This window comes from bacterium (genome assembly GCA_035691305.1).
In the GTDB taxonomy this organism is placed as follows: Bacteria; Sysuimicrobiota; Sysuimicrobiia; order Sysuimicrobiales; family Segetimicrobiaceae; genus DASSJF01.
Map to the genome: position 1 here is coordinate 1 of DASSJF010000008.1, position 13457 is coordinate 13457.

The 13457-nt window shown below is 64.1% G+C and carries 9 protein-coding genes, 1 tRNA gene, 1 pseudogene and 1 riboswitch; of the genes and pseudogenes, 7 read left to right on the top strand and 4 right to left on the bottom strand.

Features of this window, described 5'->3' with window-relative positions; genetic code table 11:
- From VFL28_01370 to VFL28_01385, 4 genes and pseudogenes are all read left to right on the top strand, one after another.
- Positions 1-276 (top strand): hypothetical protein (locus tag VFL28_01370; GenBank protein ID HET7263289.1); only part of this gene is annotated, 276 nt, incomplete at its 5' end.
- A 99-nt stretch (positions 277-375) separates the two neighbouring features.
- A tRNA-Gly gene (locus VFL28_01375) sits at positions 376-450 on the top strand.
- A 352-nt stretch (positions 451-802) separates the two neighbouring features.
- Positions 803-1396: pseudogene (locus VFL28_01380) on the top strand (tyrosine-type recombinase/integrase).
- A 245-nt stretch (positions 1397-1641) separates the two neighbouring features.
- The gene (locus VFL28_01385; protein HET7263290.1) at positions 1642-2745 is read left to right on the top strand and encodes a hypothetical protein; all 1104 of its coding nucleotides are present in this window, start codon (positions 1642-1644) and stop codon (positions 2743-2745) included.
- A gap of 9 nt (positions 2746-2754) precedes the next feature.
- Here the strand turns inward: VFL28_01385 and VFL28_01390 are convergent, their stop codons facing one another.
- On the bottom strand, positions 2755-3912 hold the full coding sequence (locus VFL28_01390; GenBank protein HET7263291.1) for a glycosyltransferase family 4 protein: 1158 nt from the start codon (positions 3910-3912) through the stop codon (positions 2755-2757).
- Positions 3913-4025: 113 nt separating this feature from the next.
- Positions 4026-4415 carry an STAS domain-containing protein gene (locus VFL28_01395; GenBank protein ID HET7263292.1) on the bottom strand — a complete coding sequence of 130 codons (390 nt, stop codon included), beginning with the start codon at positions 4413-4415 and terminating at the stop codon, positions 4026-4028.
- A 211-nt stretch (positions 4416-4626) separates the two neighbouring features.
- Between VFL28_01395 and VFL28_01400 the strand changes: the two genes are divergently transcribed.
- Complete coding sequence (locus tag VFL28_01400) at positions 4627-6771, top strand: glycogen debranching N-terminal domain-containing protein (protein ID HET7263293.1); 2145 nt, start codon at positions 4627-4629, stop codon at positions 6769-6771.
- Between the two features lie 157 nt (positions 6772-6928).
- Here the strand turns inward: VFL28_01400 and VFL28_01405 are convergent, their stop codons facing one another.
- Both VFL28_01405 and VFL28_01410 read right to left on the bottom strand, forming a co-directional pair.
- Entirely contained in the window at positions 6929-7798 is an 870-nt protein-coding gene (locus VFL28_01405; protein ID HET7263294.1) for an SPFH domain-containing protein, read from the bottom strand.
- Between the two features lie 194 nt (positions 7799-7992).
- The gene (locus VFL28_01410) at positions 7993-9513 is read right to left on the bottom strand and encodes a PLP-dependent aminotransferase family protein (protein ID HET7263295.1); all 1521 of its coding nucleotides are present in this window, start codon (positions 9511-9513) and stop codon (positions 7993-7995) included.
- 219 nt (positions 9514-9732) lie between these two features.
- Between VFL28_01410 and VFL28_01415 the strand changes: the two genes are divergently transcribed.
- Together VFL28_01415 and VFL28_01420 are read left to right on the top strand one after the other, a co-directional pair.
- Positions 9733-11004: an amino acid permease gene (locus VFL28_01415; protein HET7263296.1), complete on the top strand. Its 1272-nt coding sequence runs from the start codon at positions 9733-9735 to the stop codon at positions 11002-11004.
- A 668-nt stretch (positions 11005-11672) separates the two neighbouring features.
- A riboswitch (cyclic di-GMP riboswitch) is annotated at positions 11673-11762 on the top strand.
- Between the two features lie 53 nt (positions 11763-11815).
- Positions 11816-13435 carry an HD domain-containing phosphohydrolase gene (locus VFL28_01420; protein ID HET7263297.1) on the top strand — a complete coding sequence of 540 codons (1620 nt, stop codon included), beginning with the start codon at positions 11816-11818 and terminating at the stop codon, positions 13433-13435.
- Positions 13436-13457: the final 22 nt, after the last annotated feature.

Consider the following 13457-nt stretch of genomic DNA (forward strand, 5'->3'; position numbering starts at 1 on the left):
CCGCGGGTAGTCCGGCTGAGCGGCCGCGAGCGGCTCGAAGAGGTGAGAAAAATTCTCGCCGAGCGCGGCTTCATGCCGGTGCTAACCTCGGAAGCCGGCGAGCAGCTGCTGCGCGAGCACAACTGTCCGGTGATGCGCCTCGCGGTCAAGCACGCCGAAGTGTGCGACATGGTGCACCGGTGGCTCGAGTCGCTGATCGGGGGGCGCCTCACGCGCGTTCGCTGCATGCGGCGCGGCGAGCCGTTTTCTGAATACCGGATCGGTAACCCTACGTAGCCGGCCTACATCCCAGACCACACGTGGGCATGTCAATACCCGCGCGCGAGAACGGAAGGGGCTATAATAGGAAGTGTCGTAGACCGGCTCTATAGGCGAGCGGGAATAGCTCAGTGGTAGAGCATCTGCTTCCCAAGCAGAGGGTCGTGGGTTCGAATCCCATTTCCCGCTCCAGCCCAATAAAATCAAGGGTTCTAGCGATTCTGCGTCGCCAGAACAGCCAGAAAAAGCAGACGCTCAGGCGTGGTCAGATGTTCAGCAATCTTTCTTACTGACTAGGCAGGTCGCAAACTGCTCCCGTCAAACAGTCGCAATCTACAAGGCTAACCTCAGCCGGCTCCAACGGGAAACTGGCGTAACCGTGCTGGCTGACGTTACGCCTCTTGTCGTTCAGAAGTACCTAACTGCTCTGCAAACTCGGATGAAGGCTGTCTCCGTCCACCAGCACTATCGCTGCCATCGCGCCTTCTTCGGCTGGTGCGTCGAAACCGGACTGCTCACTGAGGCACCGACCAGGGGCATCAAAATGCGGTGCCCCAAGACTCTCCCGAGGGTCCCCGAAGACGACACAATCGGACGGCTCCTCGCGGCCTGTGACGAGACCTTCGAAGGCCGTAGGAACCGCGCCTTAGTCTCTCTTCTCGCCGACTCCGGTCTACGAATCAGTGAGACATTGAGACTGAGGATCGAAGACGTAAACTTCAACGCCCGAACCCTGTCGGTGCGCGGTGGCAAGGGTCAGACGGATGGTGTTGGTTTCTTCGGTGCAGAGACGGCCCAGGTTGTGCGCTCGTGGCTTGGAAGCCGTACGGATGCGATGCTTGAGGACTTCCTGTTCTGCGACTAGCAGGGGCGGGCACTCAGCCGTTCCCACGGGCCCCACATCCTCCACCGTCTTTCCGTTCGTGCTAGCCTGAGCCGGAAGGTTGGTCCCCACGCACTCAGACATTACGCCGCTACGTCGATACTGAAACAGACGGGGGACTTGGAACTGGTCAGGCAAGTCTTGCGCCACGAAAGCCTCGCGATGGCCCTTCGTTATGCTCATCTAGCGAAGCCGGACGTGAGTCGGAAATTCAGGAGGGCCAGTCCGCTCGACAACCTGAGAGCGGGCCGCTGATAAGGAATCTGAACGGGTTGCGGGGGCCGGGGGTTTTCCGGCCCTCTATCTATCCTTGCCAGCACCCATAAGAGCAAAGGGGACTTCGGTAGGAACTCTAGACACCAATGAGGAACGATGTGCCGCTGGGTTTTCCAGAATTGCCTATTTCAATCGTTTCTTGTTCGTAGCGTTGTCCCACACTTGTTGTCGTCCGCAGCCGCTCCTGAACACGACTGGTCCGAATAGAATCGAGGGGGGAGTCTATGGGCTTGATACGTGGTTTGGTTCAGCACGTCTCTGCCCTTGTTTCCGCAAAACCTAGTCGATGCCGCGAGCATATTGGTATGGCGCGGTGGCTCAAGACCGGTGCTCTGTTGCTCGCTTCACTAGGTATCGCTTTTGCTCTTATCGTTCCGTCTGCCGCGTTGGGAACCATTACATCTTTTAGTTGCGGCCAGGTCTTCGGCGTCAATGGAACCTCCCCGACGTATTCTATTGTGGGGTTTCAAGATGTAAGCAGGACCTACCTCGGATTCAAGGCGAACGTCGCCTTCATTACGAGTTCCTGTGGAAATAATGTCAGCATACCAGGCGCCACCTCAGTGTTTCCGCAGGCCATTAGCCCGGACGGTTTTATGACCGGCATTTATGAGGCCTCAGATACAACGCGGCCTGCTTTTGTGATGGACCCGCAAGGGAATGTCCTTTCCTTCAAGGCGGCTAACCTTTCCGGCGACGCCAACGCCTATGGCCAGCATCCAAACGGAATTACCGTCTCAACTGGCGGCATCGCGTGGGTGGTGGGATCCTACCTCACCAACAAAGGAAAGACATCGCACTCCTTCGCCGTCCAAGTCAATACCAGCGCTAGTCCGACGATCGTCAGCGGGAGTTGGATTTCGTTCGACATTTCAGTGGCCGGGAGCGGCACTGCCAGAGGCGTGGATGGCGCCGACCCCGCTAGTGTAATCGTGGGTTCTTATCCGGATGCGAGTGGAAAAGATCAAGGGTTTGTGCTCAACCTCGCTGACCTGAAGGCGGCGAGACAGGCTGCGCCGCAGGTGACGGTCATACCGCTCAGTTCTGTGGCTACCCTGACCTGTTCCGGCGCGATTGGCGGCCGTATTCATGGCATCAGCGACGGTGGTCGGATCGTCGGGGTAGCCTTCACGGGCACTGTGTCAGGGTACGCTTATTGGGTGGATGGCGGCCCCTGGACTAAAGGTTCAGTCAACCACCCGGTCTGCAACCAAATCCCCGTTCCGGGCGCGTCGAAGGGCGGCGAGACATGGGCGTCCGGAGTTACCTCGGATGGCGTGTATATCGTCGGACAGGGCGGCAGCGCAGACTGGGTCTATCAGCCATAGAGTCCTAGACTAAACTAAGTCTGTGACGGTATCCGTACGCCGCGCCAGTGGGGCGCCGTGCCGGATTCCGGCCAGGCCCCGAGCCACGTCGCCGACAGCGGCGTGGCTGCTCCTCCGTGCGCCGCGTCCCGCGTGGCCTAGCTTATCTGCGACGACGGTGCGGTATGCGGTTTCGTACATTTCGGCCATACGGCGCGCAGAAAAGTGGTTCTCCACATGGGTCCGGCAGGCGGCCCGGGAGAGGTTGTCTATTCTCTGGACCGCGTCGATCATTTCTGCCTGCGAGCGACAGACAAATCCTGTTTGACCGTGGACCACGACCTCCGGCACGGACCCAAGGTTCATGGCGATCACCGGCGTGCCGCAGGCCATCGCTTCGATCATCGTCATCCCAAACGGCTCCGGCCAGTCGATCGGGAAGAGATAGGCAAACGCGTTGCCCAGAAACTCGTCCTTTTGCATTTCGTCGATTTCGCCGATATATTCCACCCGGGGATCGCATAGCATCGGTTTGATCTTCGCCTTGAAGTACTCGTCGTCGACCGGGTCGACTTTTGCGGCGATCCGAAGCGGCATATCCACGGCCTGGGCAATTTTGATCGCCCGGTCGACACCCTTCTCCGGCGAAATCCGTCCTAAGAAAGCAAGGTAGCCGCCTGAGCCCTGCCGTAACGTGAAGTGTCTCAGGTCGATCCCGTTATAGACGGTCGCCGCCCACCGAGCATGGCGAATGGGGCGTCGCTGAGCGTTACTGATCGACACGAGGTACTGGTCGGAAAACTCCGCGTACACGTCCTGGAGCTCCGCGAGATCGAGGCGCCCGTGGAGCGTTGTGACCATCGGCGTCCGGATCTGGCGGGCCGTCGGCATGGCGAGGTAATCAAGATGATTGTGAATGATGTCAAAGTCCCGTGCCCGCGCGCTGACCTTTCCCAACTCGATCATCGTATATGCGACGTGATTCCGCATGTGGGGGTTCAGCCGCAGGCCCTCCGGACAGCATGCCACCAGCTCCGCAGATGTCTCTGAATCCCCGCTCGCAAAGAGCACGACGTCATGGCCTCGCCGTACGAGCTCCTCCGTTAGGCCGGAGACGACACGCTCAGTGCCGCCATAGAACCGCGGCGGCACACTTTCAGCAAGTGGGGCAACCTGAGCAATCTTCATTGGTACTCCTCTTTTCCTTCGAAGTATTGCAGCCTTGGTCGAACACGACGACCATCCCCTTGTGCCACGGTGATTGACGGGCCGTTCGCCGCCGCGGCGCGGTAGCTCCCGAATCAGGAGACGGCGCGAGCGGGCGAGCGAAACGTCGCGAGCGCCGCGGCAACGGAGACGAAGATGGGCATCGCCTGCTCGTGCCCCTCGGCTTCGAGAAGCGCGCGCACGACGGGACTCGGCGCCGCGAACACGAGCCGCTGTCCGCACTGAATGAACAGCTGATGCATATCCAGCAACGCACGCATCCCATCAGGATCGACGCGCGGGATCGCCTTCAGGTCGACGATGACGTTGAGGTGGTCCTCACGCAGTGCCCTCAGATTGGACCACAGGACGGGAATGGCGGCCGCGTTGACCTCTCCGACGGGACGAACCACCATGGCTTCGTTGGTCCGTTCGCTCACCCACTCGAGGCCGCCGACATGCAGGTCCGGAGATGATGTGGACATGTGTGCACCGTGCTTTCTCCTCCGAAGAGCCGACCAATGTCCGGGGAAAGGTTCGAGGACACGAGAAACAGGAGGCATACTCACCGTACTCCTTCGCAGGCGGATACACAAGAGAATCTTGGTAGAGTCACTCCCTGGAGGAGACCCGGTACGTCCCTCAACAAGATCTTGGGGCAACGGTCCCACGTCGTGACGAGTGCAGGTGTGAACGGTGCTCACCGGGATCAAGGTCGGTCCGGATGTCATCACCATCAACCGGGGACAGACCTTCATGGTCAGCGCGCTGGACGGGGTCGTCAAAGGGACCGCGGAACAGGGGTTGTTCACCCACGATGTCCGGTTTCTTTCGCACTACCGCTACAAGATCAACGGGCGGAAATGGTCCCTAGTGACCTCGTCTCCTTTATCGCACTCTGCTGCGCGGTTCGAATTCGCCAATCCCGCGCTGCTGAGCGCGTCCGGGCCGATCCCGAAACACGTGGTGGGGCTTTCTGTCGAGCGGGCCGTCTCCGGCGGGGTCCATGAAGACCTGGACCTAGTCAATTACCAGCGCGTCCCGGTAGAGCTCACGCTGGAGATCGAGCTCGGGACCGACTTTGCCGATCTGTTTGAGGTGCGGGGGCATCATCCCAGAATTCGGCGTACGATTTCGACGGAGTGGGACGCCGAGCATCAGCGCCTGCACGCGGTATACGTGCGGGACGGCTACCGGGCCGGATTTACCTATCAGCTCGAACGACAGTCCACCCCGGGCCGGTGGCAGGGATCCAGACTGCAATTCGACTTTATCCTCCAGCCCGAGGAAATTTGGCACCTCTGCGCCCACCTGATACCCGAAGTCGATGGAATCGCCTTCGCCCCGCCGGACCGGTGTTATGAGGCGGGAGAAAACGGCACAGAGTTTGAGACACGCTGGCGCGCAGCCGTCACACATGTACGCTCCAGTGACGATACGATGACACGCACGGTGCGCCAGGCGGCTGAGGACCTCGTCTCCCTATTGATGGAAAGCGACGGCCCGGGAACGCCCAGCGTCATCGCGGCCGGCGCGCCGTACTTCGTGGCGCTGTTTGGCCGAGACAGCATCATCGCCGGGCTGCAGACGCTCAGCATGGACCGATCGTTCAGCCTCGGGGCCCTGGAGAAGCTGGCGGCGTACCAGGCGACGCAGGTCGATGACTTTCGTGACGCCGACCCCGGCAAGATTCTGCACGAGTTGAGGGTCGGCGAACTGGCCCGGTTCCGGCAGATCCCGCACACACCCTATTACGGGAGCGCGGACGCCACGCTGCTCTACCCCATTCTGCTCCACGAAACCTACGCGTGGACCGGCGACCGCGCGCTGCTGGACGCGTACTTGCCCGCGGCAGAGCGCTGTCTAGACTGGATGGACCGCTACGGGGACCGAGACGGCGACGGCTTTCAAGAATACCGGACACGCTCCCCCCGTGGCATCAAGCACCAAGGATGGAAGGATTCTGGCGATGGGATCGTCTACGACGACGGGCGCCCTGTGGAACCGCCCATCGCGCTCTGCGAACTTCAAGGCTATGTCTACGACGCGAAGCAGCGGATGGCGGCCCTATTTGCGTCCGTGGGGCAGGAGTCGCGCGCCGCGCGTCTGCGCGCCGAATCCGATGTCCTTTTCGAACGGTTCAACGAGGCCTTTTGGATGGAGGACGAAGGAACGTACGCGTTTGGCCTCGACGCCGACAAGCGGCGCATCGCGAGTGTCGTCAGCAATGCCGGCCACTGCCTCTGGTCGGGAATCGTCCCCCCGGCCCGAGCGGGCCGCGTGGTGAGCCGGCTGCTGTCTGACGACATGTGGAGCGGCTGGGGCATCCGAACGCTCAGTGCCTCCCATCCGGCGTTCAACCCGTTCGCTTATCAGCGAGGCGCCGTGTGGCCGCACGACAATGCCCTCATCGCCGCCGGCTGCAAACGCTACGGGTACGGCGCCGCGGTGAGCCAGATTGCACGCGGCATTTTCGACGCCGCCGGTCTGTTCCAAGGCTACCGGCTGCCGGAGCTCATGTCGGGGCACCAGCGAAAAGCGCTTGGGTTCCCCGTCCAGTACCTAGGCGTCAACATTCCCCAGGCGTGGGCGTCCGGAAGCGCGTTCCTCCTGTTACAGGCCATCCTCGGCCTTCGCGGCGACGCCGCCCAAGAGTGTCTCTACCTTGCGCCCGATCTGCCGCCTTGGCTGACCTCGATTGAAGTCGAACACCTTGAGGTAGGACAGGCCCGGATCTCATTTCGCTGCTGGCGGGAAGGGAAGGTGCACCGGTTCGAGATCCGCCACCTGGAGGGGCCGTTGACTGTGGTGCCCCGCAGCGACGTCGTCCAGCACAGGTGACCCTCACGCGTGAAAAGAACACGGCCCGGTGACAAGCCGGGCCGCAAACGGTGCGCATCAGCACAATCATCATACTGCTGGCGACACGAACAGTCAATGGCCTTGGCACATACTCCCAGCGATCACGGTCTCGCTGATGCTGGCGATCTCGGGGCAGTTACGGCGTCCGCTGCGGCGGAATCCCACGCCCCCCATCCACGAATGGTTGGAGCAGCCGAGTGAACTCCATCGGGAACACCAACTTCGTGGCGGGGCCCGCTCCGAGGGCTTTCAGGGCCTCCAGGTACTGGAGGCTCATCGTATTCATGTCCACGGTCTTGGCGACATTGAAGATCGTGCCAAGGGCGAGCGAGAAGCCTTCCGCCCGAAGGATCGCGGCCTGGCGGTCGCCCTCGGCCTTTAGAATTGCCGACTGCTTTTCTCCTTCGGCAATGGTGATGGCGGCCTGTTTCTTCCCGTCGGCCTCGGTCACGAGCGCGCGCCGGCTCCGTTCGGCGGACATCTGCCGCGTCATCGCGTCCTGGACATCCTTGGGAGGGGTGATCTCGCGGATCTCCACGGTGGTCACCTTGACCCCCCACCGCTCCGTGACCTCGTCGAGCTTGGCGCGCATGACCTGGTTGATCTGCTCCCGCTTCGTCAGGGCGTCATCGAGGCTGAGGTCGCCGATCACGGCGCGCAGCCCGGTCGTGGCGATCCCCTGGGCGGCGCCGGCGAAATTGCCCACCTGGATGACGGTACGCTGCGGATCGAACACCTTCCAGTAGATCAGGAAATCAATGGAGATCGGGGCGTTGTCCTTGGTGATGCACGTCTGTGCGGGGATCTCGAGGAACGCCTCCCGGAGGTCCACCCAGACCGCCTTGTCGACGATCGGGATTAGGTAGACTAACCCCGGACCCTTCGGGCCGAGAGTGCGGCCCAGGCGGAAGACCACTAGGCGTTGGTAGTCGCGGACAATCTTGACCCCGTTATACGCTAGGAGCAAGGCGACGACGACAACTGCGATCGTAAGTTCATATCCCATGGTAATCCTCCGATTCCACGACCCCTTCGTGTCCACGGGAGGGGGCCCCTGCGTCTCAAACGGCGAGGTGACTTAGGCGGCAAGTTTGTATCACCGTGCTAACGGACTCCTACAGAAGTCACGGCGCACGGATGCCCCGCCCTGCCGGCTCCCGCCACGGATGGTCTGACCGGACAGCGTCTCCGCCTCGGGCCTCACGCCCGGCGTGGTGGCAAACGGCGCGTCGCCTCGATCGCGGCGGCCAGCCGCCGGGCCCCCTCCCGCAGCGCATCGGGAGGAACCGCTGCGAAGCCGACGACGAGGCTGTTCGCGGCCCGCGCCGGATTCGCGCAATACGCGGCCACCGGCGTCACCTCAACGCCGCGCGCGGCCGCTTCGCGCGCCACCCGGCTGGCGCTCGCGCCGTCGAGATCGGCGATCGCGTGCAACCCGGTATGCACCGACCGGAGCCGCAGCGCCCCGCCGCAGTAGCGCTCGAGTGCCGCAGCCATTGCGCCAAGCCGCTCCCGGTACGCGGTGCGCATGCGCCGCAAGTGCCGAGTGAAGTGTCCCTCGAAAATGAAGTCCGCGAGCACACCCTGATCCAGTACGGGCGGGTGCTGATCCGCGGCGCGGCGGGCGTCGACCAGGGCTCCGTGAATCCGGGGCGGGACAATGAGAAACCCGAGCCGCAGCGCCGGAAAGAGCGTCTTGCTGAAGCTCCCGATGTAAATCACACGCCCGCGGTTGTCCAGCCCATGCAGGCATGGCACGGCCCGCGTGCCGTAGCGAAACTCGCTATCGTAATCGTCCTCGACCACCCACGCGTTCGCGGCCTCGGCCCAGCGGAGCAGCGCTAACCGCCGGCGCAGGCTCATCGGCACGCCGAGCGGGTACTGATGCGAGGGCGTTATGTACGCCAGACGCGCCCGGCCTGCGCGGCGCACGCCGGCCTCGACGTCGAGCCCCTCGCCGTCGACCTGCACCGGGACGATCCGCGCACCGGCTCCGACGAGCGCACTCCGCGCGCCTGGATACCCGGGCTCTTCCAGCCAAGCCTGCTCGCCGGGATCCAATAGGGCGCGGCATACGAGATCGAGCCCCAACTGCGCGCCCGCGACGATCACCACCTGATCGGCGCCGCACGTCGTGCCGCGTGCGGCCTGCACGTGAGCCGCGATGGCCTCGCGAAGCGGCCCGAATCCGGCCGGATCGCCGTAGTCGAGATCCGCGATGGCCGTGGCTCGGCACCGACGGTTGACGAGGCGCTGCCAGAGCCGAGCCGGAAAGAGGTCGAGGCCGGGTGTACCGATCCGGAACGCCCGCGGTGCGCCCCCAAGCCGTTGCGCCCCCTGCGGCGTCGCCGCGAGCGCCGCGCCCCGGGGGGAGAGCGCCGGGACGGAGGCGGGTGGTCGCCGCCCGGCGACCCGCTTCCCTCGTCCGCGGCGAGGCACGGACGGTAGATCGTCCGGCAGATCGTCGGCGACGAACGTGCCCGCACCCCGGCGCGCCGCGAGATACCCTTCGGCCGTCAACTGCTCCATCGCCAGTACCACGGTGGTGCGGGACACGCCCGCATCGTCGGCGAGGGCGCGCGACGACGGCAGCCGAGTACCGGGCGTGAGTACGCCTGCCAGAATCGCCCGCCGGATCTCGCGGTAGAGCTGCTGCTGCAGCGTCCCGGCCAAATGGCCGTCGATGCGGATCAACAGATTGGCCACGCGCCAGTCAGTCATGAACGATCGCACCGCTCGCGACGAATGTGCCGCAAGAATCGGATAGTCGAGAACGGCCGCATCCCCGTAGTCTGTCTTGAGTCACGCGTTGTGGTGGTACCCGAATCGGCTGGTACAGACAAGACTATCATAGCGGTGTGCGGGGTGATCGAAGTGGTCTTATCACTTTGGCTGCAATTGGGCCTTCACCGTCTCCACAACTCCGAGCGATAATCGCCGATGATGACGTACAAACTCGGCTTGTGGCAGGCCGTAGCGCTCTACGTCGGGGCGGTGCTGGGGACCGGCGTCCTCGTCCTCCCGGCGATCGCGGCGGAGACCGCCGGTCCGGCGTCGGTGCTCGCGTGGCTTGGACTCGTTGCGCTCTCGCTCCCGATGGCCCTCACGTACGCCGCGTTGTCGCAGCAGCGCCCGGACGCGGCAGGATTCTCGGGCGCGGTCGAGCGCGCGTTCGGCGCGCAGTGGGGTGGCGCGGCCGGATGGATCTTCCTCGCTCAGGTACCGACCGGAACCGTCGTCGCGGCCCTCATCGCCGGGCAGTACGGCGCGAGCCTCGCGGGCGGCTCCCGGGAGGCTGCGTTCGCCCTCGGCACGGGGCTCGTTGCGCTCGCCTTTGTGCTGAACGCGGCGGGCCTGCGCGTCAGCGTTCGGGCGCAGTTGTTTGCGGTCGGAGCGATCGCGGCGGCGCTCGTGCTGGTCGTGGCCCGGACCTTGGGCCGTGTCGACCCGGGGGCCTTCGTGCCGTTCGCGCCCCACGGCGCCGGCGCCGTCGGCCTGGCGGCGCTGCAGCTGTTCTGGGCGTTCGTCGGATGGGAGGCCATCACTCCGCTTGCCGCGGATTTCGAAAGTGCCCGCGACATCGCGCGGGCCAGCGTGATCGCGGTCGTGCTCGTTGGCCTGTTGTACGTCGCGCTGGCGGTGGCGACGATCGGCACCCGCGCGTACGGACGCGCGCTGGGATCGGGGGCGCCGCTTGGCGTCATGGCGGGCGCCGCCTTTGGGCCGGTGGCCGCCGTCCTCGTCGGCGCGGCCGGCTTTGTACTGTCGTTCGCGCCCCTCAACGCCTACACCGCCGGCATCGGGCGGCTCATCGGCGCCCTCGCTCAGCGCGGGCAGTTGCCCGCCTGGCTGGGCGTCACCGGGCCGACCGGCACTCCGCGTCGCGCGCTCGCCGCCCTCGGCGCGGTCTGCGCCGCTGCGGCCGCCGTCGCCTACGCGCGGGCCTGGACGCTCGCCGACCTGCTGCCGTTGTCGACGTCGTCCTTTATTGCGACCTACATCCTGTCGATGGCCGCGGCGACGCGTCTGCTGCGGCCGCCCCTCCGCTACGCGGCTGCGATCACTCTGCTCGCATGCACTGTCCTGCTGCTTTTCTCCGGCCCCCTCCTCGCCTGGATCGGCGGCGTCGCCGTGTGCTCCTTCGGATTCCAATGGCTCACCGCCCCGGCGGCGCGCCCGTCCGGCGCTAGCGCACGCGCCGGCACCTCATGACGGGCGAAGGCCGGCGGCGCCTCAACGCGCTGGGCACCGGCCTCGCGGCATCCACGGTGGGGGCAGTGTCGATTTCTACAAACAGCGGTTAACGAGCATCTGTACCGCCGACCCGCTTCCTCCTCCACCCCAGACGCCATCGGCCCAGGATCGGAATAGTCCCAGTTTGTCCCCCCGCGAGTCTAGACACTGGAATAGGCTGAGAGTCTTTTGAGTGCTGATCCCGTTTCCACTGGCGGCAGCCTTTGCGAAGATGGACACAGTATCGTACACGCCCGCCGCATAACCGTCCTTAAACGAGTCGGGCTTATTTTGAATGTCGGACACGCCTTCAAAGTATGCCCCCGGCGATGCCACGGCGGCAACGACACATCCCGCGAGAAACGACAACGCGCAAGCGACGATGAGCCTCTTCACGTGTTCCCCCCAATCTCCTGTTGATGGTCTCCTACCCCACAAGACGCGACTGCCAAAGTGGCCTTCCACCACCGCGTCGACTCGTGTTTCCCCCGTATCTGGTCAGCCCCTGCTGAAGGATTGCTGGAAGTTTTCTGCACATCTGTAGGCCGGATGTCAAATCAGACCGATGTCCGATACCAGAAACTTCACTTAACGACTACCATGCCTCTTGCCGATTACCATACTGCTTGAGCGACTACGCAACGGCACCTCGCTCAAGGCAAACCCAGGGCAACCTGGGGACGCAAAGCCACGGGGCATTCCGGGATGTCGCCGGGGATGTTAGCCGGGTTGCCGAGGAGACGGTCGGACCGAAGTCCCTCTCGTGGCTAGCTACAGGGAGGGACTTCGTATGAGTCTCGCGACCGCGACGCGCGCGCTTCGAGAGGGGACGGCGACAGCCCCTCCGCTTCCCGCACGGCTGCGATCGATAAGCGTCCGTACGAAGATCAACGTGCTGATCGCCGTGTTCACGGCACTCTTCTTGTTGGGCGCGGGAGCCATCAGCGTTGGCGAGACCCAGAGGAACCGATCCTACGCGGAAATCTTCCAGGGGACGCAGGCGCAGTTCTTCGGACATCTATTGACGCTCAAGGGCGCCTCGTTGCAGGCGCTCTCCGTCGATTACACGTTCTGGGACGAGATGGTAGCGTTCGTTCAGACCGGGAACCGCGAATGGGCGCACGAAAATCTCGACACGGCCCTCTCGACCTTCGACGTCGATGCGCTGTGGGTGTACCGCCCGGATTACTCGCTGACGTACACCGTCGCCAACCGCCAGTACCCGGCACTGTCGGCCGCGGCGCCGCCGGCGGCGATCCCGCGGTTCCTCACCGCGCACGGCCCCTTCTCCCACTTTTTCATGGCCAGCCGGTACGGCCTGGTTGAAGTCCGGGGGGCGACAATTCAGCCCACCAACGACCCTGAACGAAGAACACCCGCCCGAGGATACTTGCTGGCGGGGCGGGTGTGGGACCGGCAATACCTGCGCGATCTCTCCACAATGATGAACGGGACGGTGCGGCTGTTTCCCGCGCCGGACAAGGCCGGGCGCCCACGTCCGGCAACACCCTGGACGGTCATTAGAGTCCGGGAGACGCTGCGGACATGGAACGGCGCGCCACTCGCGGTCGCCGAATCGGAACAGGTCCCGAACCGGTTCATTCAGGTCCACCAGCAGGGACGCCAGCGGTCTCTGCTGCTCGCCTTTTTCGGTCTCGGAACGATCGGGATGGTGACTCTCGCCCTGTACCGATGGGTCAATGTCCCGTTGGGCGTGATCTCCGAGACGCTGCGAACCGGCGACCCCGGGCGACTCGACCGCCTGGGGGAAGATCGGGCGGAATTCGGGCGCGTGGCCGAACTCGTCCGCCAGTTCTTCGTTCAGTCCGCGCAGCTCGCGGAATTCACACGACGAACGGCCTACGAGACGACGCTCCAGGGCTGGTCCCGGGCGCTCGGGATGCGGGACGAAGAAACCGAAGGCCACACGCAGCGGGTCGCGGCGCTGACTGTTCGGCTGGCACAGACCCTTGGCGTCTCCGATGAGGACCTCGTGCACATCCGTCGCGGCGCGCTGCTGCACGACATCGGCAAGATCGCCGTTCCCGATGGGATCCTGCGCAAGCCGGGCCCTTTGACGCACGAGGAACGGGCGGTGATGCGGCAACACCCGGCCTACGCGTACGAGATGCTGGCACCGGTCACCTACCTCCGGCTCAGCCTCGACATTCCATACTGCCACCACGAACTCTGGGATGGGTCGGGATATCCGCGAGGGCTGAAGGCCGAAGACATTCCGCTGGCCGCGCGGATCTTTACGGTCGTGGACGTTTGGGACGCGCTGCGTTCAGACCGGCCATACCGGCGGGCCTGGAGCGACGAACGGGCGCGAGCGTACCTGCGCGAACAGGCGGGGGTGAAATTCGACCCGCGCGTCGTCGCCGCATTTCTGGCACTCGACAATGTCTGATTGGACTCTGGGGGGGTGGCGC

Bases quoted from the DNA above. Each gene is read 5' to 3' on its own strand.
- VFL28_01385 (HET7263290.1), top strand. From the start codon at position 1,642: ATGGGCTTGATACGTGGTTTGGTTCAGCACGTCTCTGCCCTTGTTTCC.
- VFL28_01420 (HET7263297.1), top strand. From the start codon at position 11,816: ATGAGTCTCGCGACCGCGACGCGCGCGCTTCGAGAGGGGACGGCGACA.
- VFL28_01415 (HET7263296.1), top strand. From the start codon at position 9,733: ATGATGACGTACAAACTCGGCTTGTGGCAGGCCGTAGCGCTCTACGTC.
- VFL28_01395 (HET7263292.1), bottom strand. From the start codon at position 4,415: ATGTCCACATCATCTCCGGACCTGCATGTCGGCGGCCTCGAGTGGGTG.
- VFL28_01390 (HET7263291.1), bottom strand. From the start codon at position 3,912: ATGAAGATTGCTCAGGTTGCCCCACTTGCTGAAAGTGTGCCGCCGCGG.
- VFL28_01410 (HET7263295.1), bottom strand. From the start codon at position 9,513: ATGACTGACTGGCGCGTGGCCAATCTGTTGATCCGCATCGACGGCCAT.
- VFL28_01405 (HET7263294.1), bottom strand. From the start codon at position 7,798: ATGGGATATGAACTTACGATCGCAGTTGTCGTCGTCGCCTTGCTCCTA.